The organism is Lysobacter sp. Root690, from assembly GCF_001427785.1.
In the GTDB taxonomy this organism is placed as follows: Bacteria; Pseudomonadota; Gammaproteobacteria; order Xanthomonadales; family Xanthomonadaceae; genus Lysobacter.
Genome location: NZ_LMHM01000001.1, coordinates 611,856 through 633,452, shown reverse-complemented (window position 1 = coordinate 633,452; position 21,597 = coordinate 611,856). Strand labels below are relative to the sequence as shown.

General features: G+C 67.5%; 16 protein-coding genes. 8 read left to right on the top strand and 8 right to left on the bottom strand.

Annotation, left to right across the window (positions count from 1 at the left end; genetic code table 11):
- Nucleotides 1-165: 165 nt before the first annotated feature.
- Together ASD86_RS02770 and ASD86_RS02765 are read right to left on the bottom strand one after the other, a co-directional pair.
- Nucleotides 166-1,551 (bottom strand): PepSY domain-containing protein, encoded by a 1,386-nt coding sequence (locus ASD86_RS02770; RefSeq protein ID WP_056106582.1) that lies wholly within the window; start codon nucleotides 1,549-1,551, stop codon nucleotides 166-168.
- Between the two features lies 1 nt (nucleotide 1,552).
- Nucleotides 1,553-3,769: a TonB-dependent receptor gene (locus ASD86_RS02765; RefSeq protein ID WP_056106579.1), complete on the bottom strand. Its 2,217-nt coding sequence runs from the start codon at nucleotides 3,767-3,769 to the stop codon at nucleotides 1,553-1,555.
- Between the two features lie 352 nt (nucleotides 3,770-4,121).
- On the opposite strand from ASD86_RS02765, the gene ASD86_RS02760 reads away from it, so the two are divergent.
- Complete coding sequence (locus tag ASD86_RS02760) at nucleotides 4,122-4,523, top strand: DUF3224 domain-containing protein (RefSeq protein ID WP_056106577.1); 402 nt, start codon at nucleotides 4,122-4,124, stop codon at nucleotides 4,521-4,523.
- 350 nt (nucleotides 4,524-4,873) lie between these two features.
- Nucleotides 4,874-5,935 (top strand): lipid A deacylase LpxR family protein, encoded by a 1,062-nt coding sequence (locus tag ASD86_RS02755; protein ID WP_056106575.1) that lies wholly within the window; start codon nucleotides 4,874-4,876, stop codon nucleotides 5,933-5,935.
- A 53-nt stretch (nucleotides 5,936-5,988) separates the two neighbouring features.
- Here ASD86_RS02755 and ASD86_RS02750 read toward each other — a convergent pair whose 3' ends face one another.
- From ASD86_RS02750 to ASD86_RS02735, 5 genes are all read right to left on the bottom strand, one after another.
- Nucleotides 5,989-7,110, bottom strand: coding sequence for a hypothetical protein (locus ASD86_RS02750; RefSeq protein WP_056106573.1), 1,122 nt, complete (start codon nucleotides 7,108-7,110; stop codon nucleotides 5,989-5,991).
- A 218-nt stretch (nucleotides 7,111-7,328) separates the two neighbouring features.
- Nucleotides 7,329-7,502, bottom strand: coding sequence for a hypothetical protein (locus ASD86_RS26355; protein WP_157476049.1), 174 nt, complete (start codon nucleotides 7,500-7,502; stop codon nucleotides 7,329-7,331).
- Between the two features lie 79 nt (nucleotides 7,503-7,581).
- A complete protein-coding gene (locus tag ASD86_RS02745; protein WP_056106571.1) occupies nucleotides 7,582-9,738 on the bottom strand; it encodes a peptidase domain-containing ABC transporter in 2,157 nt (718 codons plus the stop codon).
- The gene (locus ASD86_RS02740) at nucleotides 9,735-11,009 is read right to left on the bottom strand and encodes an HlyD family efflux transporter periplasmic adaptor subunit (RefSeq protein WP_056106569.1); all 1,275 of its coding nucleotides are present in this window, start codon (nucleotides 11,007-11,009) and stop codon (nucleotides 9,735-9,737) included. Before ASD86_RS02740 ends, ASD86_RS02745 begins: the two co-directional genes overlap by 4 nt.
- Before the next feature lie 369 nt (nucleotides 11,010-11,378).
- Nucleotides 11,379-12,593 carry a DUF418 domain-containing protein gene (locus ASD86_RS02735; protein WP_056106567.1) on the bottom strand — a complete coding sequence of 405 codons (1,215 nt, stop codon included), beginning with the start codon at nucleotides 12,591-12,593 and terminating at the stop codon, nucleotides 11,379-11,381.
- A gap of 127 nt (nucleotides 12,594-12,720) precedes the next feature.
- Between ASD86_RS02735 and ASD86_RS02730 the strand changes: the two genes are divergently transcribed.
- From ASD86_RS02730 to ASD86_RS02715, 4 genes are all read left to right on the top strand, one after another.
- The gene (locus ASD86_RS02730) at nucleotides 12,721-14,244 is read left to right on the top strand and encodes a HAMP domain-containing protein (RefSeq protein ID WP_056106565.1); all 1,524 of its coding nucleotides are present in this window, start codon (nucleotides 12,721-12,723) and stop codon (nucleotides 14,242-14,244) included.
- Nucleotides 14,241-14,903, top strand: coding sequence for a response regulator transcription factor (locus tag ASD86_RS02725; RefSeq protein ID WP_056106563.1), 663 nt, complete (start codon nucleotides 14,241-14,243; stop codon nucleotides 14,901-14,903). The genes ASD86_RS02730 and ASD86_RS02725 overlap by 4 nt, the downstream gene beginning before the upstream one ends.
- A 426-nt stretch (nucleotides 14,904-15,329) precedes the next feature.
- A complete protein-coding gene (locus tag ASD86_RS02720) occupies nucleotides 15,330-18,395 on the top strand; it encodes an autotransporter serine protease (protein ID WP_235567639.1) in 3,066 nt (1,021 codons plus the stop codon).
- A gap of 422 nt (nucleotides 18,396-18,817) precedes the next feature.
- On the top strand, nucleotides 18,818-19,447 hold the full coding sequence (locus ASD86_RS02715) for a LysE family translocator (protein ID WP_056106560.1): 630 nt from the start codon (nucleotides 18,818-18,820) through the stop codon (nucleotides 19,445-19,447).
- Between the two features lie 72 nt (nucleotides 19,448-19,519).
- Here the strand turns inward: ASD86_RS02715 and ASD86_RS02710 are convergent, their stop codons facing one another.
- Nucleotides 19,520-19,804 (bottom strand): DUF4031 domain-containing protein, encoded by a 285-nt coding sequence (locus tag ASD86_RS02710; protein WP_056107080.1) that lies wholly within the window; start codon nucleotides 19,802-19,804, stop codon nucleotides 19,520-19,522.
- A 107-nt stretch (nucleotides 19,805-19,911) separates the two neighbouring features.
- Between ASD86_RS02710 and ASD86_RS02705 the strand changes: the two genes are divergently transcribed.
- Nucleotides 19,912-20,301 carry a VOC family protein gene (locus ASD86_RS02705; RefSeq protein ID WP_056106558.1) on the top strand — a complete coding sequence of 130 codons (390 nt, stop codon included), beginning with the start codon at nucleotides 19,912-19,914 and terminating at the stop codon, nucleotides 20,299-20,301.
- 328 nt (nucleotides 20,302-20,629) lie between these two features.
- Nucleotides 20,630-21,439, top strand: a complete 810-nt coding sequence (locus ASD86_RS02700) for a class I SAM-dependent methyltransferase (protein WP_056106557.1) — start codon at nucleotides 20,630-20,632, stop codon at nucleotides 21,437-21,439.
- The last annotated feature ends 158 nt before the right edge of the window (nucleotides 21,440-21,597 follow it).

Sequence of the window (21,597 nt, the reverse complement as noted above, 5' to 3'; positions counted from 1 at the left end):
TGGACCGAAGTCGGTAGTTGCTTTATCGAACGACGATTGCACTGGCCACGAAATCACTCGCAGGGACCTCCGCATCGCCGCGTTCGCGGCGATGTTTTTTGGTCCGATCTTTGCGGGAGCGTTCTTTGCGAAGAGCTTTCAGCCCTGGCGAGACTTCAGCCATCCTCACCGCATCGCCGCCGCAAGCCGCGGAATCCTCGCAATCACCCAGCGATCGATCGCAACCACCAGCAACAGCGACGCCCCGAGCAAGGGGAACAGCACGCCGCAAGCCAGCGCGATGATCGCGATCGTGCGCAACTGCGTCGGCGACGGCCCCGACGGCGCGCCCAGGCGCCCGCGCGGTCGTCTTCGCCACCACATCCACACGCCACTGATGCTCAGCACCACGATGCCGATGCACGGCAGCAGCATCACGATCTGATTGGCGCGGCCGAAGTAATTGCCCATGTGCAACTGCACGCCCAGCTCGACCGCCTGCGCGGCCCAGCCGTAATCGGCGAAACCGGTCCGGCCGACCACCGCGCCGCTGTAGCGATCGATATGCACGGTGTATTGGCCTTGCGGCCGGTTCGGATACACCACTGCGGTGTAGACGCCATCGTCGGACTGCGGCAACGACAGTCGGTAATCGCCGCGCAGACCTTGCACGGCCAATACGCGCGCCACGGCATCGATGCCGATATCGGACCGGATCGCGCTCGCGCCATCATGCGCATGGTGCGCATGGATCGAGGCCGGCATCGGCGCATCGCGCAAGGTCCACGGGGTTTCGCCGATCGCCTCGGCCACCGTGGTCGTCGGTTTCGTCGCCGCCGGGCCGTGATGGCGATGTTCGGCCGGATAGCCGATGCCGAGTTGCTGAGTGCCCGCGCGCAACAGATCGCCCCACACGCCGGCCCAGGGCAGGCCGGTCAGGATCAGGAACACGATCAGCGCCGCGACCCAGGCGCCGACGCTCGAATGCAGGCCGCGCCAGAACACCCGACCGCGCGCGCGCCAGTCCGGCCATAGCGCATGGCGCCAACCGCGCTCGCGCGGCCACCACAGGTACAGGCCGGTCGCGATCAGCAGCAGCGCCCAGCACGCGGCCAGTTCGACGATCGCATCGCCGACGCGGCCAAGCATCAAGGAACCATGCATGGTGTCGGCGAATCCGACCAGGGTGCGGGTGTAGACGAATGCGCCGTGCACCCGCGCCGTGCCAGGATCGACGAACATGCGCAAGGGTTCGCCCTGCACGGGTGTCACGAACACCTGCGCGGTGCGCCGCGGATCGGATGGCAGGTCGATGCGGGTGACCGCGCCGGGATGCGCGCGTTGCGCGGCGTCGATCAGTCGCGACATCGGCAGGTCGGCCTCGCGTTGCGGTGCGAAACGCAGCGAAGCATGTACGGCGTCTTCGATCTCATCGTTGAACAGATAGATCGCGCCGGTGATCGCGAGGATCAGCAGCAGCGGTGCGACGAACAGGCCGGCATAGAAATGCCAGCGCCACACCGCGCGGTAGGACGCGCGGCCGAGCCGTTGATGTGGGTTGGCCCCGCTCATCTCAGAACGACCTCGACCAGCTTAGTTCCAGCGAGCGCGGCGCGCCGAGGTAAACCTGGCTCGCGCTGTAGCCGGACCAGTCGGCATAGAACGCGTCGGTGAGGTTGCGGACCCGCGCGGTGTAGCGGCCGTGCGCGGTATCGAGCGAAGCCGAGGCGTCGGCGACGGTGTGGGCGCGGACCCGATAGCGGTTGGCGTTGTCGGTGTAGAAGTCGCCGACATGGCGCAGGCCGAGGCTCAAGCTCAGCGGCGATCCGTCGGCGCGGTAGAACAGGTCAACGCCGGCGGTCCGCTCGGGCACGTTGGACGGGCGATTGCCGCCGCGATCGGCGCCGCCGGCTTCGATCAGGCGATCGAAGCGCGCCGACAGCAGCGCGGCGTTGGCGTCGATGCGCAGGCGCGAGGTGGCCTGCGCGCTCAGCGAGAACTCGATCCCGCGCGAGGATTGGCGGCCGTTCTGTACGCTGATCTGCGGCTGCAACGGATCGCGGGTCAGGATGTCGTCCTGGCGCAGGCGATACGCGGCCGCGGTCAGATGCAGGCGTTGCTCGAATAATGCGGCACGAATGCCGACCTCGATCGAATCGCCCTGACTCAGGTCGAAGGCGTTGTTGCGCTGATTGATGGTCAGCAGCGAACTCACCGGCAGCACCGCGCTGCTGTATTGCGCGTACAGCTGGGTGCCGGGACCCAGGTCGAACACGCTGCCCAGGCGCCACGAAGTCGGGCTGAAGTCGCGATCGAAGCGGCTGCTCAGGCCGCTGTCGAGATCCAGGTTGTGCCGGTTCAACGCGATGCGTTCGTGGCGCAGGCCGCCGACCAGCAGCCAGCGCGGACTCAGGTTCAACGCGTCTTCGACGAACACCGCCGCGACCCGCACGCGGGTGCTGAAATCGTTGCGGCCGTCGCGGTAAGCGGCCGCGCTGTCGGCGGGCAATTCGCCGCGATCCTGCGCGAGCAGATCGACCGGCGCGGCCTGACCGAAACGACGCAGGTTGAAGAAATCGGTGTCGCTGTATTCGAACCCGGCCGCGAACAGATGCCGGCGCCCGCCCATGCGGCCGTCGTGACGCAGGCTCAGGCGTTCGTTCCAGACCTTGTGCCGGTGATGGATGCGCGCGCTGCTGCGAGCGAGCAGGCCGCTGGTCGGGTCGTAGCTGAAGTCCTCGCTGTTGTCCCAGCGGCGTCGCGCGTCGAAGCCGCTGGCTTCGTTGCGCAGCGACCATTGCTCGCTCAGCTGATAATCCACGCGAGTGCGCAGCCAGTACGAGCGCGAATCCATGCGTCCGTCGCCGACGTTGTAGTTGCGATCGCGCGCGGCGCGGTCGATGACCAAGCCCGCGTCGTTATCGACCAAACCGCTGGGATCGGCGGCGACCGCCAACGGCACCAGCGGCGCGCCGAAATAGGCGGTGTCGAAATCGTCGCGCTGGTAATCGAGTGCGACCCGCGCCGACAGCGTGTCGCGCGGTTGCCACAGCAACGAGCCGCTGAAGGCCTGGGCCTGCGACGCGGTGTCGTCGACGTGGCCGTCGGAGCGATTGGCGCTGAGCACGCCGCGCACCGCCAGCGTGTCGCTCAACGGCAGATTGCCGTCCAGTCCCAGTCGCGCGCTGTCGTGACTGCCGTAACCGAGCAGGACTTCGCCGCTGCGACCGTCCAGTTGCGCGCTCTTGGGCACGAAGTTGATCGCGCCGGCCAAGACGCCTTCGCCATACAGCACCGAGGCCGGGCCCTTGAGCACTTCGACCCGTTCGAAGTTGAAGCTGTCCCAGTTGCGCGAGGAGAACCCCGAACTGGTCAGGCGCACGCCGTCGAACAAATACGACACCGCGCCGCTGGCGAAGCCGCGCATCGAGGCCACGCCCGGTTGCCCGGGCAGGTTGCCGGCCATCACCCCGGGCATCGCGCGCAGCACCTCGACGCTGTCGCGCAGGCCGCGCGCCTGGATGTCGTCGCGGTCGAGCACGTCGAGGGTGGCGGGCAGTTCGTCGGGGTCCAGGCCCAGCCGGCTGGCGGTGGCGACCGAGGCGTCGCGGCTGCCGTCGCGCTGCGCGTGTACGCGCACGGCGTCGAGGGTGGTGCCGGGATCGGCGTCGGCGACTGCTTCGGCTGCGCTCGCCGCGGCCGCGTCGAATGCGGCGCAGGCCAGCAGCGCGCAGCTCAGCAGCGAAGCGGCCGGCGCGATGAAACGGAGCGAACTGAGCGAACGGGACATCGGTATGTGCATGCGGGGCGATAAGAGCGGGCGGTGCCGCGTCGTAGCCGCGCGGACGCGACCGGCCGGGACGCGGCGCGACTGGAAGACCAAGGGGCGGCCGTCGTGACGACGGCGGACAAGCGCACGATGCTAGCGGCGAGGCCGTGCACCGGGCTGCGGCAAGTTGCCGCAGTGAGCCGGCGCCAGGGTTGTGTCGGTGCCGATACGCAAGCCGCGGCGCCGCGCCGGTCGCGTGCCTGCTCCGCTCAACGCCTCTTCTACTCTGTGCGCTAGGCGAGACCGAAACGAAGGCCTAATCTGCAACGCCTGGCGCGAGCCGCTCGCGCCCATCGCCCCTTGGAGCATCGCCATGCCGCACATCGAAGGCCCGTTCAACGTCAAACTGAGCCCGCAGCCGGTCCACGAGGAAGCCGAAGGCAAGTTCGGCCGCATGTCGATCGACAAGCAATTCCACGGCGAGCTGGACGCCGCCAGCCGCGGCGAAATGCTCGCGGCGATGACCCCGGTCAAGGGCTCGGCCGGTTATGTCGCGCTGGAAAAAGTCGAAGGCCGTCTGGCCGGGCGCAGCGGCAGTTTCCTGTTGTTGCATCGCGGGCTGATGGATCGCGGCGCGCCGAATCTGATCGTGACCGTGGTGCCCGATTCGGGCAGCGGTGAGCTCAGCGGGCTGACCGGCAGCATGAAGATCGAGATCCGCGAGGGCGGGGCGCATTTCTATTCGTTCGAGTACGAATTGCCGCCGATGTCGTAACTCGCGTTTCTCGCGGCCTGGGCTTGGGTGAAAGGTGTTTTGTGGGCCGCCGTGTCGGCCCCGACACTTTGCACTCATGTCTCGGGCGCCATGGCCTGGCACCGGCTGTCGTCGCGGCCATCGCGCCGCCGATCGACTCAAGTATCATTTGCGGGACAATCCGTCACAACCCTGCAAGCCGCAGCGCTCACGATCTGTGCGAACTTTGGCGCCGATCCGCCGTGGTCCAGCGCGCGCGGGAATGGGAGGCCGATCTCCGTCGAGGCGGCCGGTCTCCGTTGTCCCGCCGCTCCTACCAATCGTCCGCTGCGCGCACGCCGGCGCCGCGGCTCAGACTGCCGAACCCGCCCATGCGCTCCACTGCATTGCCGCTTTGCGTCCTGTTCGCCGCTGCTCTCATGCATTGCGGCCAGGCCCGCGCCGACGGCCGCGAGGCCTGCACCAACGGCCACACGCGCCTGCCGCCCACCGTCAACCTGCGACTGGACAACGATTTGTTCGGCGGCCAGGACCAGGGCTACAGCAATGGCGTGCAACTGACCCTGGTGTCGCCGAACCTGGCCGATTACACCGACGATCCGTGCATTCCGCGGCTCGCGCGCTGGGTCAATCGCCATCTCGATGCGCTGCAGCCCGAAGGCTTCGAGCAGCGCAACATGATCGCCACCTTCGCCCAGGGCATCTTCACCCCGACCGATTTCAGCCGCCGCGAGTTGATTCCGGACGATCGCCCGTACGCCGCCGCGCTGCTGTTCGGGCTGGGCTATAACGCGCGCAACGGCGATTATCTGCAGACCACCCAGTTGCAGTTCGGCATCGTCGGGCCGTCGGCCCTGGGCAAGCAAGTGCAGGACGCGGTCCACAAGGCGCTGGGCGACGAGACCTTCAAGGGCTGGGACAACCAACTGCACGACGAGCCGGTGTTCCGGATCGTCCACGAACGCATGAACCGCTATTCGGCCGGCGACGCGCACAACGGCGCCTGGGGCTGGGACGCGATCACTCATTACGGCGGCAGCTTCGGCAATCTGACCACCTACGCCAATGTCGGCGCGGAACTGCGTTTCGGCCTGCGCCTGCCCGACGACTTCGGCAGCACGCCGCTGCGCCCGGCCGGCGAGAACACCGCGCCGACCCGGCACTACAACACCGGCAACCGGCCGTTCGCCGCGCATGTGTTCGTGACCTCGGACGTGCGCTGGGTGGTGCGCGACATCACCCTCGATGGCAACACCTTCCGCGACAGCCACAGTGTCGACAAGCGCTCGTTCGTGGGCGAGATCGGTTACGGCGTGGCCTTGATGCGCGGGCGCTGGAAGCTGGCGCTGGCGCGCTACAACCGTACCCGCGAGTTCGACGGACAGAAGCAGACGCCGGTGTTCGGCAGCGTGACGATCAGCCGGGCGTTCTGACGCCCACGTTGGATGCCGCGAAGTCGCGAGAGCGGACCTTCGGCGACTCGCGGCTACTCCAGGGTGATGCCCGCCGCCGCCGGGCTGCGATCCTTGAGGGCCTCGCTGGCCTGCGCCCACCACGCGCGGTGCTCCTCGCTCGCGCAATAGTCGGCGTAGGACACCGGCGCGATCGTCGCCAGCGAATAATCCGGCCGGCCTTCGGCCAGCATCGCGCTCATCGCGCGCAGCAGCGGCAGCGACGGCAGCAAGTCCTCGACGAACAGGAATTGCCCGGCCTGGTTCACTTCCAGGAAATGCGCTTCGCCGTCGGCATCGATCGCCAGGTCGATGCAGCCGAACACCAGCCCGAGCTCGCGCATCAGCATCGACAGCTTGGCCTGGTCGGACGCCGACAACTCGCCGGGTTCGGCGCGCAAGCCCTGCACGGCCTGGCCGACGCGCCAGTCGACGAAACCGCCGTCGTGCTGCGCATGCAGGCGCGCGGCGAAATAGCGATCGCCGATCGCGGTCACCCGCAGGTCGCAGCGCTTGTCGACGTAAACCTGATAGATGCCGGGGCAGTGCAGCAGGCTGGCGTCGTCCTCGAGCATCGCCGGTTCGACGATGCGCGCATAGGTGCTGAACATGCGGCCGGTCTCGGCGTCCTTCCAGGTGTGGGTCATGAACGGTTTGTAGACCACGCGGCCGTGGCGCTGGACGAAGCGGCGGATCTCGTGCGGATCGTGCGACACCAGCGTGGCCGGAAAGCGCAGCCCGCAGCGGTGCGCGGCGCGCAACTGCACGAGTTTGTTCTCGGCCATGGCCGCCGCCGCGGGACGATTGACCCACAGACGGTCCGCGCCCTGATCGGTCAGTGCGTAAACATTCTTGAGAAAGCGGCCCCATTCGCCGCGCAGGAACGGCGCGTCGCTGCTATGCGCGCGTGGAAAGTTTTCGGGATTGCGCGGGCGCCGATACCAGACCGTGCCGACCCGATCGTGGTCGAGCGCGCCGCTCATGCGCAGGCCGTTGCCGGCGTCGCAGTGCAGCGACATCGGTCCCAGTTCGGACTCGGCCAGCGAGGTCACCCAGGTGGCGTCGATGCCGCTGGCTTGCAGCGCCCAGCGCGCAGCCGAGGCGTGGATGTCGTGGGCGAGGGAAGAAAGAATCAGCGGGCGGCGATGAGAGGGCATGCGGCGATGGCTCGGTCCGGTCGCGATTTGGTTGATAACAGCACGCCCCGACGGGCGGGGCGTGCCGAAGTTCGCGCAGTCGCTTCGATTTACGCGCACGTCGCTCGCGCGCGAGTCCATCGATGCCTTACGCATTCGATCGCTGTGTTCCGATCCGATCACAGCATGTCTGCTCACAGCAGGTCTGATCACGGCAGGTCAGATCACAGCGGATCGAATCACACCAGGTCCGGATCGCCCGGATCGTCGCCGTTCGGGCCGGTGGCGTGGGTCGTGTCGCCCTTGCCGCCGGAAATCGCGGCGATTTCGTCGAGCGAAAGTTCGCGCGCCGCGATGCGGGCGAGCGGACGGGCGGTGTCGTTCTGAGGCAGATTCGCGTCTTGCTTGCTCATGAAGCGTTCTCCTGAAACGTGATTGCCGAGAAGAGTTGGAAGGCCGTCCCGGCGTCGGCACGAACGTGGATGCTAGCAACTAAGAAAGTCGTGTTTTCCCCATCGCCATCGCAGTTTCATCGTGAATGCGCGACACGATCGGCGATGCGAATTCCTTGTTCGTAATCGATTCACTCACGCCGTCGCGCAATGCGATCACGCGATCGGCGCTGCGTATCGTGTCGGGTCGGTGCGCGATGACGATGCGGGTGATGCGCAATGAGGAAATCTCGCGATTGATCTCGTGTTCGCGCGCCACATCGAGATGGCTGGTGGCTTCGTCGAGCAGCAGGATCGCCGGTTGCTGGTACAGCGCGCGCGCCAGCAGCACGCGCTGCTTTTGCCCGCCCGACAGCGATGAGCCCAGGTCGCCGACCAGGGTTTCGTAGCCCATCGCCATGCCGGCGATGTCGGTGTGGATGCGCGCCGCGCGCGCGGCGGCCTCGATGCGTTCGCTGCTCGCGGCCGGATCGAAGAAGGCGATGTTCTGCGCGATCGAACCCGCGAACAGCACGTCTTCCTGCATCACCGCGCCGAACAACTCGCGGTATGCGGCCAGCCCGTAACGCTGGATATCGACACCGCCGATGCGGATCGTGCCGCTGCTGGGCCGCAGCAGGCCGAGGATCAGCTTGGCCAAGGTGGTCTTTCCGCAACCCGACGGACCGACGATCGCAACCGATTCGCCGGCTTCGATGCTGAAACTGCAATCGCGCAGGATCCACGGCTCGTCGGCGGCATAGCGAAAACTCACGCCTTCCAGCTCGATCCGCGGCCGCGGCGCCGGCCCGGCGTAGTCGGTATGCACATGCGGTTCCGGCGCTTCCAGCGCGATATCGGCGATGCGCTGACCGTGCAGGCCGAGCAGGCGCAGATCGACCAGTTTGTCGATCAGGCTGCCGGTGCGGGTGGCGAACAGATCGGCATAGGCGACGAACACCACCATCATGCCGGCGGTGAACCGGCCCTGCAGGGTCAGCCAGGCGCAGATCCAGATCAGCAGCACGCGCTGCACGCCGAACACTAGCTTGGACAAGGCCGAGAATACCGCGGTGGTGCGGCTGATCGCGGCTTCGCGGTTGGCGACTTCGACGCTGGCATTGGCGATGCGCGCGCGGCGTTCGTCCTGCTTGTTGCCGAGCTTGATCGTCTGCACGCCCTGGATCGATTCGATCAGCAGGCTCTGCTGTTGAGCGACCTGGATCAGCTGTTCTTCCTTGAGCCGGCGCAGGCGCCGGAACGCGAGCCAGCGCAGGCCGGCGTACAACGCGAACGCGGCCAGCACCAGCGCGGTCAACGGCGGGCTGTAGAACAGCAGCAGCCCGAGCACCAGGACCACGGTGAGTCCGTCGAGCAGGCTTTCGACGAAACTGCCGGTCAAGGTCTGCTGGATCGCCTGCACCGAAACGAAGCGCGACATCACCCCGCCGACGTGGCGTTTCTCGAAGAAATCCAGCGGCAGCCGCATCAGGTGGCCGAACAGATTGGCCAGCCATTGCGAATTCAAGGACGCGCCCAGATCGGCGATCAGCCAGCCGCGCATGGCGGTGATCGCGGACTGGAACAGCACCACGGTCAGAAAGCCGATGCCGAGCAGATGCAGCAGTTCGACATCGCCCGATACCAGCACCCGGTCGATCACCCATTGCATCGCCAACGGCAGCAGCAGGGTGAAGCCTTCCAGGCTGAGCGCGAGCGCGAGGATCTGCAGGCCGGCGCGGCGCAGGCCGACGATGTGTCCGGCCAGTCCGCGCAGGCTCAGTCGCTGGCGTTCGCGCATCGGCGCGAAATCGGGCTTGCGCGACAGTTCCAGGGCGATGCCGGTGTAGTGGCGGCCGAATTCGGCCAGCGGCAGCGAGACCGCGCCGCGCGCCGGATCGTGCAGTTCGGCGCGGCCGCGGGCGATACGCTTGAGCACGACGAAATGATTGAGATCCCAATGCAACACGCACGGCAGTTGCAGGTCGGCGAGGTGTTCGATCTCGGCGCGCAGCGGGCGGGTGTCGAAGCCGAGCGCGCCGGCGATCTTGATCAGGCGCGCCAGGGTCGCGCCGCGCGGCGACACCGGAAAACGGCGGCGCAGGCTGGCCAGGTCGATGTCGTGGCCGTGGTGGATCGCGATCATCGCCAGGCAAGCCAGGCCGCATTCGGCCAATTCGTTCTGCTGGATCACCGGCAGCGCGCGAGTGCGGCTCATGGCGCGTCGCCTTGCGTCGTTGTCAGCGCGAGCCCGCGCGGCGCGGACACGTTGGGCACGAACAGGAATTCATACAGCCGCCGCCGTTCCAGTTGCAGTTCCGCGTCGACCCGCATCTGCGCCTGCAGCGCGTGGCTGGCGACCTCCTGCCGGTCCAGATCGACCAGCACGCGCCAGGCCGGCGCATCGGCGGGCCGGCCGGTGCGCTCGCGGATGTCCTGCGCCGACAGCGGCCCGCGCGCGATTTGCGCGACCCGGCCGCGCTGCAGGCCGTAGGTCTGATACGGAAACGCCGGGTAGCGCAAGGTCACCGGCGTGCCGGCGGCGATCAGGCCGATTGCGCGATCGGGCAGCCACAGTTCGGCTTGCAGCGGTGCGCGTTCGGGCAGCAGTGAGAACAGCCGTTGGCCCGCATCGATCGTCTGGCCTTCAGTCAGCGCCCAGCCGCTGATCCGGCCCGCACGTGGCGCCAGCACGGCGATGCGGCGACGGCCTTCGTTGTGGGCGTCGTCCTGTGCGATGTCGGCCAGTTCGCGTTCGATCCGGCCGCGGCGTTCGCTCAGGCGCCGCGGCAGATCGGCCAGCGCGGCGCGCGCGTCGGTGAGTTCGCGCGCGGCGTCGAGGCGTTCGCGTTGCGCGTCCTGGACCCGGCTCAGGCTGTCGATACGGGTGGTTTCGTATTGCTGCCACTGCACGTCGCTGAGCAGCTTGGCCGCGCGCAGCGGTTGCACCTGTTGCGACAGGCGTTCGGCCTGCGCGGCTTGTTCGCGGCGCAACTGCAGTTGCGCGTCGGCTAGGTCGAGGCGGCGTTGCGAGTCGACGATGCGTTGGCGCAAGGAGTCGGTGTCGCGGCCGCGTTCGCGTTCGATCGCGTCGCGCTCGGCGAGCAAACGTTCTCGTTGCAACGCCAGTTCGGCGCCGACCGCCTGGCCGACGCCGGCGCCCAGCGCCGGGCTGTCGAGTTCGGCCGATATCTCCAGCAAGGTCTGGCCACGCGCGACCGTTTGGCCTTCGACCACGTGACTGCGCGCGATGCGGCCGCCGGCCGGCGCGCTTATGTTCAAAAGACCGCCGCGCGGAATCAATTGGCCGCTCGCGCTCTCGCTGCGGGTGTAGCGACCGAAGCCGAGCAGGCCCAGCAACGCGATCAAGGCTGCCGTCGCGAGCGCGGCCATCGGCCAACCCATGCGTGAAACCGGCAAGCGGATGCTGCCGAGCCAGCGTTGTTTCCTGGCGTCGAGCATTTCGCGTCTGAACAGGTCTTCGTGCATGAAGACGTCAGCCGTGCGCTGCGCGCGCGATGGATGCGTTCGGGCGAGTCCAGGCGATCACGGGCGTTGCGCGCACTCCGGTCGATCAGGTTCGGCCGTTGAGTGTCGTACATGACCGCGGGACGGGCCACACGGCATTGTCGAAGTCGGTCACGGTTTGCGCGACAGATGACAAGGGTCATTCGATCGGCGGTACATCGCTGCCGCATTCATATGCCCATGCAGGAAAATCGTTGCGTTGCATGGCGTCATTGCGCAAAGCGCTTCAGTCCGGGATTGTTCGATCGATCCGATGCGGGCTTATCCAGTTCGTGGAGGAAAGCGTTGAGCCGAAAGGCCTCTCACCAAAGCGCCGCGCGAATTCGCGGCTCATCGCGAATCGGGCAGGCCTTTGCGCAGTCGCGGCCAGTGGCCGATGGTGAGCGCGCGCAACAGCCACTCGACCGGCCCATAGGCGTGGCGTCGCAACCACCAACGGCTCAGCCACAACTGCGCGCCGAACAGCGCGACCGCTATCGCCACGCAGCCCAGTGGCGACACGCGCCCCATCAAGCCGAAGCCGTAACCGGTGAATACCAACGCACACGCCAGCGACTGCAGCAGATAGTTCGACAGCGCCATGCGGCCCGCCGGCGCCAAAGCCGCGACCGCGCGGCGGCCATGTGCGCTGTCGAATGCGGCCATTGCCCAGGCGGCATAGGCCAGGCTCAGCCACGGCGCGGTCAACACGCTCAGGGCGAGCGCGAGCAGTTCCAGCGGCCCGCCCGGCGCGAGCACGGTGATCGCCGCGAACACCAGCGCCGCAGGCAGGCCGATGCTCAGTCCGTACCACCGCACACGACGCAGCAACGGTTGATAGCGATCCAGTCGCGCCAGCACCTGGCGACGGCCGGCGATCAATCCGAACAAAAACATCGCCAGCGCGCACGGCGCCTGCAGGCAGGCGAGTACGATCGCGGTCGAACCCAGTTCGTGTAGGCGCGCATCGATCACCTCGCCCGGATCGCCAGTGAAGCCGGATTGCACGGCCTGCGCGGCTCGCGCGAGCGCCGCGGCATCGGCATCGGCAGGCCGGGTGTCGCCGCCGATCCACAGCAGCAATGCCAGACCAGCCCAGGCCGCTGCTGTCATGCCGATCAATCGGATCGCGCGGCGCCATGCGAGTTGCTCGGGGCTGTCGCGCATCGCCAACAGCAGCAGGCCGAGCACGGCATAGGTGCTGAGAATGTCGCCATGGAACAGAAGCACCGCATGAATCAGGCCGATCGACCACAGACCGAGCAGGCGCCGGACCATGCGCGGCACGAACGCCGCATCCGCGCGCCGCGCCGAATCGAGCTGCAACTGAAAGCTGTAGCCGAACAGGAACGAGAACAGCAGATAGAATTTCATCTCGAACAGCGCCGCGATCAGCCCATGTGTGATGCGGTCCGATGGCGCATCGAAGGCCGGATCGGCCGCGCCCAGGCCGAACCAGGGCGAGGCGAACACGCCGATGTTGACGATCAGGATGCCGAACAGGGCGAATCCGCGCAGGGCGTCGAGATGTTCGATGCGCTGCGCATCGCGGGACGAGGAAGGCATGGCGTGAGGCGAAGGGAAGGCTGCGCCATGCTCCGCGCGGTCTCGCTCGCGCGCATCGGGCCGCCGTTGGGACGCGACCGGGACGTTTGGCGGATTCGCCGCGCGTGGAAACTGGAATACTGAGCGCATGAACGATACCGCCGCACGCCCGATGCCTGCCGCGCGCGCACCGGTACGGCGCTGGTGGAGCGGGCTGTTCTGGAAATGCCTGCTGTCGATGCTGATCGCCTCGTGGGTCAGCACCGGCCTGCTGTCCTTGCTCGGCCTGTACCTGGAGCGCCGCGAGGTGCGCGCGCACATGGCGCCGCCGCTGCTGGAAAGCGCGATGCGGCGCGAACTGCAACGTCTGGGCCCGCTGCCCGAGCAGGCCCGGGTCGCGCCGGAGCAGTGCGAGGCGCTGGTGCAGGCGTTGCTGGTGCGGATCGTCGGCATGGATTCGGCCAAATGGATGGCCTCGTACAGTTTCGCCGGCGGCACCGCCGACGGCCGCATCGCGATCCGCTACCGCGATCGCGACGGCCGGGTCTGTCAGTTTCCGGCGCGGCCCAGCGCGCCGCTGCAGCAGGTGTTGGAAGACAGCGAACACGAAGCCGCGACCACCCGCGCCGCGGTGCCGCGCCGGCACGAGCGCGAGGGCGACTGGATCAGCGTCGTCGCCTTACCGTTGACCGACCGGCCGGGTGCGACCTTGAGCGTCGGCCAGCATGCCGGCGGTTCGCTGGCGAGCTTCATGCGCATGGATTCGGGCGCGTTCGAGGGGCTGATGATCTATCTGGTGGTGATCAGCGCGATGTCGGCGATCGCGGTCGCGACCTTGCTGACCCGGCGCATCCGTCACGCCGAAAGCGCCGCCGACGCCTGGGCCGCGGGCGAGCTGGACGCGCGCATCCACGACAACGGCCTGGACGAGTTCGGCCGCTTGTCGCAGCGGTTCGATCGCATGGCCGATGCGCTGGGCGAAGTGATCCAGGTGCGCCAGGCGCTGGCGGTGGCCGAGGAACGCAACCGCCTGGCGCGCGATCTGCACGACACCGCCAAGCAGCGCAGCTTCGCGCTGGGGCTGCAGTTGAGCGTGCTCGATCATCTCAACGAACGCGCCGGCGAGAACGCCGGAGAAGGCGGCGGCGATCCGCGCCAGCGCGCGCTGATCAAGGCCGCGCTCGGCCTGACCGGGCAGTTGCAGCGCGATCTGGCCGACGTGATCCAGCGATTCTCGGCGCCAACCGTGGCCGAACAAGGGCTGCGCAAGGCGCTGGAAGACACCTTCTCGCACCTGCTCGGCGGCAGCGAGATCGAATGGCGGCTGTTGCTCGACGGGGTCGCCGAACGCGGCCTGGGCGAGTATCCGCAGCACGCCGGGCAGCTGTTGCTGATCGCCACCGAGGCCGCCTCCAACAGCCTGCGCCACAGCGGCGCGCGCCGGATCGAGGTGGTGCTCAACAACTCCGGCAACCGCTACGGTTGGACCATCCAGGACGACGGTTGCGGCTTCATGCTCAGCGAGCACGAAACCACCGGCATGGGCCTGGCCAACATGCGCCTGCGCGCGCGCACCTTGCCGGGCGGACGTTTCCGCATCGCCAGTTCCTCCAGCGGCACCGTGGTCACGGTGTCGTTCACGCTCGACCCGCCGCAAGGAGTACAAGCATGACCACCTCGGTGTTGTTGGTCGACGATCATGAAGTGGTGCGCAAGGGCATCCGCAGCCTGTTGATGCTGACCGACGATTTCGACGTCGTCGGCGAGGCCGGCGGAGGCGCCGAGGCGATCGAACTGGCGCGCGATCTGGCCCCGGACCTGATCGTGATCGACCTGATGATGCCCGACGTCGACGGCGTGACCGCGATCCGCGCTATCAAGAGCCTGAGCCCGCGCAGCGCGATCGCGGTGCTGACCTCGACCGATCAGGACGATCTGGCCTTCGCCGCGATCGAGGCCGGCGCGCAGTCGTTGCTGTTCAAGAGCATGCTCGGCGACGAACTGCTCGCGACCCTGCGCCGCATCGCCGGCGGCGAGGCGGTGATCCATCCCTTCGTTGCGCAGCGCATCCTCAAGGCGGTGCGGCGCAAGCGCGAACCGCGCGAGGACCCGTTCGCGTGCCTGACCGAGCGCGAACTCGACGTGCTGCGCAAGCTCGCCGAGGGCGGCAGCAACGCGCGCATCGCCGCGGCGCTCAATATCGGCGAGAAGACGGTCAAGTCGCACCTGGGCAATGTGCTGGCCAAGCTGCATCTGGCCGATCGCACCGAAGCGGTCGCGTTCGCGTGGCGGCGCGGATTGATGACGGGCGAGGCCGACGACGCGCTGTGAGCGCGCATGCGGTCGATTCGATCGTGGTGCGCATGCGTGTCGTCGCCTTCGTGGCGAGCGTGTCTATCGATGTGTTGAGTCATTCGATAAAACCCCTGTTTGCGCGGGGTTTATGGCCAAAAAGCAGATTCGGCAAAGTCGGCGCTCGCTCGCGTTCATCGCACGCAAGCGTCGAAAGTCATGCAAGCAATGCGCGCTCTCGAGGTAGGGAGCCGATGGTGAAGCTGCGTTAGTGATTACAGAGGTCGCCCTAGCGATCCACGCAGCAACGATGCCGACACGCGCATCGAGCCATTGCCGGCGCCGAACCGCGGCGCCTTCGACATGACAGGGGTTCATCGACAGATGCAAGGCACTACCCGCGCTACGCGCATTCAATCGCGCACGCTCCGCACGCATACCCGTTCTCTTCTTTCGTTGGCGATCGTGGGCGGCCTGCTGGCCGCTTCGCCGATGGTGTTCGCGCAGGACACGATGGGCCAAGTCGGCGATGCCGACAGTTGGCGCAGCGAGGAATTCAAGCGCGACTGGGGCCTGGAGGCGATCAACGCCCACTACGCCTACGCACGCGGCCTCACCGGCAAGGGCGTACGCCTGGGCCTGTTCGACTCGGGCACCGCGCTCGCGCATCCGGAGTTTTCCGGCCGCAACACCACCAGCATCGCGCTGAGCAACGATCCCGAGTGCGCCGATCCGTCGGTGGTGGCCGGTCTGGGCGCGTGCGGCGCGACCCGCGGCGATCGTCCGGGCAAGTCGTACTACGGTCTCGGCCCGGGCGTGCCGCCGGCGTTGGCCGCGCGTCTCATCGCCGCGGGTCTGCCGTACGGCTTCGTGTATGAAGAACATGGCACTCACGTCGCCGGTACCGTCGGTGCGAATCGCGACGGCACGGGTACTCATGGTGTCGCGTTCGGCGCCGACCTCACCGCCGCGACCGTGTTCGGCGATACCTACAACGAATGGCGCCTCGACCCAGACGGCTTCTACCGTCCGCGTCCGCTGTACCGCACCGATCCGGAAGACCCGGCCACCGAAAGCATGTTCGATCAGGCGCAGGCACTGGGCACGCGCGCGATCAATCACAGCTGGGGCCCGACCCGCCGCAACACCACCGAGGCGCAGCTGGAGGCGTACTACGCGCAGCAAGGCGCGGGCTACGAAGTGTTCGCCAGCATCTATCAACCGAAGGACGGCAAGCCCGCGTCCGACCTGATCCAGGTGTGGGCGGCCGGCAATCAGGCCGGTGGCCTGGCCAGCATCGCCGCGACCCTGCCGCGCTGGCACAAGGAGATCGAGCCGTACTGGCTCAGCGTCGCCAATGTGCGTCTGCCGGGCGACGGCGAAGAAGGCTACGTCATCGACGAAAGCTCGAGCATCTGCGGCTTCAGCAAGGACTGGTGCGTGTCCGCGCCGGGTACCGACATCGACAGCACCATCATCGCCGGCCGCATCGACGGACGTATCGATGAAACCGACGACTATCTGCGTTTCCTGATCGACGCCGAAGCGCCCGAATACGACTACGGCCTGCTTACCGGCACCTCGATGGCCGCGCCGCACGTCACCGGCGCGCTCGGCCTGTTGTTCGAACGCTTTCCGTACCTGAGCAGCGCGCAGGTGCGTGACGTGCTGCTGACCACCGCGACCGACATCGGCGCGCCGGGCGTGGACGAGATCTACGGTTGGGGCATGCTCGATCTGAAGAAGGCCATCGACGGTCCGGGCCAGTTGCGCGTCGACACCGACGTGGTGATGAACCAGCGCGCCGGCGGCGCGAAAGTGTGGGAAGGCGCGGCCTGGGACGACTGGCGCAACGACATCGGCGGCCCCGGTCGCCTGACCAAGTCCGGCGTGGGTTGGCTGCGTCTGAGCGGTAATAACGACTTCGCCGGCCTGACCGTGCAGCAGGGCGTGCTCGAACTGACCGGCGACAACAACTACGCGGCCGAAGTCACCGGCGGCGCGTTGATCGTCAACGGCAGCCTGAGCAGCGATCAGACCCTGGCGGTGCGCAGCGGCGGCATCCTCGCCGGCAGCGGCCGCATCGTCGGCAACGCGCGCATCGAAGGCGTGGTCTCGCCGGGCAATTCGATCGGTACCTTGAGCGTGCAGGGCGACTACACCCAGGCGGCCGGCTCGATCTACGACGCCGAACTGTCGGCCGGCGGCCAGTCCGACCTGATCAGCGTCAGCGGCAAGGCGACGCTGGAAGGCGGTACTTTGGTCGTGCATCACGCGCCGGGCCAGTACCTGCTCGGACAGTCGTTCAATCTGCTCAGCGCCGCCGGCGGCGTCAGCGGCCAGTTCGCCGCGCTCGATCAGACCGCGTTTTCGCCGTTCCTCAAGTTCGGCCTGAGCTATGCGGCCAACCAGGTCGGCGTGGCGGTGACCCGCGGCGCCAGCCTCGCGTCGGCGGCGCAGACCGACAACCAGCGCGCCGCGGCGGCCGCGGCCGATCAGCTCGCGATCGGCCAGGGCATTCCGCAGCCGTTGACTCAGTTGTTCCCGGCCCAGGCGGTCGCGGCGCTGGATTCGCTCAGCGGCGAAGGCCTCGCCAGCCTGCGTTCGATCATGGTCGACGATCAACGCCATATCCGCGATGCGGCGCTGGTGCGCGCGCGCGCTGGACGCGGCGCGTTCGCCGCCGATGCCGACGGCGAATCCTCGCAGGGCGCGTGGGTCGAACTGATCAAGTCCGGCGGTACTCTCGACGGCGACGGCAATGCCGCGCGCAACGAGTACAACAGTTCGGCGACCGTGGTCGGTTACGACTATCGCTTCGACGGCGGCTGGCGCATCGGCGTGCTCGGCGGCAGCGGGCGCAGCGACAGCAACGACGATCGTCTCGACAAGGGTCGGGTCAAGAGCCGTCACATCGGTATCTACACCGGCCAGAACTGGGGCGGCTTCGGCCTGAGCGCGGGCTTCACCTTCGCCCGTCAGGACGTCGACCTGGAGCGCCGCATCGGCTTCAACGGTTTCAGCGACCGCACCCGCGCGTCGTACGACGCCGACAGCAAGCAGGGCTTCGTTGAAGGCGGCTACCGCTTCAACGCCGGCGCCTGGGAGTTCGAACCGTATGCGCAGTTCGCCCAGGTGCGGGTGAGCAGCGACGGCTTCCAGGAAACCGGCGGCGCCGCCGCGCTGACCGGCCGCGGCGCCGACAGCCGGGTCAATCTGTCGACCGTGGGCCTGCGGTTCAACGTCAACCTCAAGGGTTCGCAGCAGGACGACAGCTGGCTGAGCCTGCGCGGCGGCCTGGGCCGTCGTCATGCGAGCGGCGATCTGAACCCGGAGACTTCGGTTGCCTGGCGCGGCGCCAATGCGTTCACCGTGCAGGGCGCGCCGCTGGCCGACGAGGCGACCTTGCTCGAAGCCGGCATCGCCGCGCGCTTGAGCGCCAATGGGTTGCTGGAGTTGAACTACAGCGGTCAGATCGCCGATGAGGCGCACGATCACGGCATCAACGCGCGGTATTCATTGCGGTTCTGAGGTTGGCGCCCGTTCGTGGGCGGTAGTGAGCGATGAGGAAGCCGCGACGGTTTGGGCCGTCGCGGCTTTTTCTTTGGGGGGCGCTTAGTTCTTGCGGGCAAGAGCAAATCCCCCCTGGCCCCCCTTTTTCAAAGGGGGGGAACCCGTTTTGTGGGGGCGGCGAGGATTGCGGTTGTTCGACTTCGGTTGAGTGCGAAGCATCGGACAGCCGTCAGCCCGGGCTATTACAAATCCCAGCCACTTCCATCGAAGTTCCCCCCTTTGAAAAAGGGGGGCAGGGGGGATTTGCTTTTTCCACAGCCACGACGCTGCTACGTCACAGTGTTGCGAACCGCGCGGCTTATCCCCGGTCCCGCCTTCGGCGATGATGAGACCCCGCCGCGCAACAGCGCACGCACCCTGACCCCTCCCGGAGAAGAAAAGTGTTCGAACTTTCGGCATTACTGGCCTTCGCCGGCTTGGCCCTGGTGATGGTGCTGACCCCGGGCCCGAACATGGTCTACCTCGTCTCGCGCTCGATCTGCCAGGGCCGCAAGGCCGGACTGACCTCGCTGGCCGGCGTCGGCGTGGGCTTTTTCTTCTATCTGTTCGCCGCCGCCTTCGGCATCACCGCGTTGTTGTTCGCGGTGCCTTACGCCTACGACGCGCTGCGCATCGGCGGCGCGGCCTATCTGCTGTGGATGGCCTGGCAGGCGATCCGCCCCGGCGGCCGCTCGCCGTTCCAGGTCCGCGACCTGCCGGTCGACAGCCCGCGCCGCTTGTTCATGATGGGTCTGCTGACCAGCCTGCTCAATCCCAAGGTCGCGATGTTCTACCTCGCGCTGCTGCCGCAGTTCATCGACCCGCACAAGAGCGTGATGCTGCAATCGCTCGCGCTGGGCAGCCTGCAGATCGCGATCAGTGTCGGGGTCAATGCGCTGATCGTGGCCGGCGCGGGCGGGATCGCGAATTTCCTCGCCGGGCGGCCGCGCTGGGTCGCCGCGCAGCGCTGGATCATGGGCGGCGTGTTGTCGGCGCTGGCCGTGCGCATGGCGGTCGACGCCCGCCGCTGAGCGCGTCGCGGATCGCTTGAGGCGCCGCCGGGCGCGTCACAGATCACTTAGTCACGCCACCGGGCGCGTCGCTTATGGCGCCCTGCCGGCGGCCTGATCGCGCGCGCGCTGGATGATCGCGCGCACCTGGGCCCGGTCGCGGTGACGCGAGATCGCGACCGCGCCCAACGCCAGCGCGCGCTCGCGCATCTGCGCGGTGACGTCGTAATGGCAGCCGCTGAGCTTGTTCTGGAACGACACCCGCGGCCGCCCCAGGCGTTGCGCGAACTCGTGCAGTTCATCGAGCGTATCGGCCATGAGATGCGCCCAGCGCTCGCCGCGCCAGGGCCAGACGGCATCGTCGACGTACACGGTCACGCGGTTCTCCAAGACGGGGCGTCGCACGATGCATCCGCGACAGGGCCGGCCCAGTATCCGACAATCGCGGTGTCGCGAGCGAACCCCCGCCGCTCGCCGGAGTCGCCATGCACCTGTCGAGCATCCACCACGTCGCGTTGATCTGTTCGGATTACCCGCGCTCCAAGCGGTTCTACACCCAGGTGCTGGGCCTGCGCGTGCTCGCCGAGGTCTACCGCGAGGCGCGCGGTTCCTACAAGCTCGATCTGGCCCTGCCCGACGGCGGCCAGCTGGAACTGTTCTCGTTCCCCGATCCGCCGCCGCGGCCGTCCTATCCGGAAGCCTGCGGCCTGCGCCATCTGGCCTTCGCGGTCGCCGATATCGACGCCTGCGTGGCCGAGCTCAAGGCGCAGGCGATCGCGGTCGAGGAGGTGCGCGTCGACGAATACACCGGACGTCGCTACACCTTCTTCGCCGACCCCGACGGGTTGCCGATCGAGTTCTACGAGCGCGAATGACGGTGTGCGGGCGCATGAGTCCGCGGAACGGAAACGGCAGGCATGCCGATGCGGCGACCTCGCGTGATCGGCGATCGGGAATACGACAGGTGCGTTGAGCGGAGCGATCCGCCCGCGCCACGGATCGCCCGCCCGCGCTCACGGCGGGAGTAACGACGCCGATCGTCCGTTCCGACGATGTGACGACTGCGTGGTCGGACCCGGCATCGCCCTGAATAGGCGCGATGCGGCGCCGACCCGTTTCTACGCTCCGGCATCACGCGGCCGGTCGCACACTGGCGCCGCGTTGCCGCGGTAGACGCCGCCCCTCTTGTAGCCGGAGTGTCCGATGCGCCTGGAAGGCAGCCAGGAAACCTTGCTGATCACCCTGTACGCGAAGGCCATGGACAACCGGGCCACGCCGTCGATCCTGCACGACGCCTTGGCCGACGACCTGATCCGCCGCATCGATTACGACTTCGAGCGCTTCGGCCTGAGCGACTACGACATCCGCGGGCTGGCGCTGCGCTCGCGCATCATCGACAACTGGACCCGCGCCGCGTTGCAATCGCGCCCCGACACCCTGGTGCTGCACCTGGCCTGCGGCCTGGATGCGCGCGTGTTCCGGGTCGACCCGAGCCTGGACGTGGACTGGATCGACATCGATTTCCCGCAGGTTATCCAGTTGCGCCGCGACCTGCTGCCGCAACGCCTAGGTCGTTACCGCACCCTGGCGACCAACGTGATGGAGCCGGACTGGATCGAGAAACTCGACAACCAGCGCCCGGTGCTGGTGATCGCCGAGGGCCTGTTTCCGTATCTGGACGAATACCGCGCGCGCGAACTGATGCGGCGCCTGATCGATCGCTTCCCGCAGGGCGGGCAGTTGCTGTGCGACGTCTACGGCCGTCTCGCGCTGCGCTTGTTGCGCAACGCGCGGATGATCCGCGCGACCCAGGCGCGCATCGGCGAATGGGGGCCGGCCGGCGCGGCGGAACTGGACACCTGGCATCCGCGGCTGCAGTTGGTCGACGAACCGGATTATGCGGAATTGCCTGAAATGAAGGCGCTGCCGTGGATGCAACGTTGGTTGTTCAAGGTGTACGGGCGTTCGCGCTGGTTGCGCAGTCTGGGGCGGGTGGTGAGGTATCGGTTCTAAACGGACCGGGTGTTCGCGCCTGTCTAACGAAACTTGTTGCTGCAGGTCTGGCGCAATGGCCTAACCACAGTTGCTGTCGCCGTCGCCATTGACTCTGCTTTTTCGCCTCTCGCTTGAGCCTGATTTCAGACTCCCCTTCCAGCGCTGCGACGCTTGTA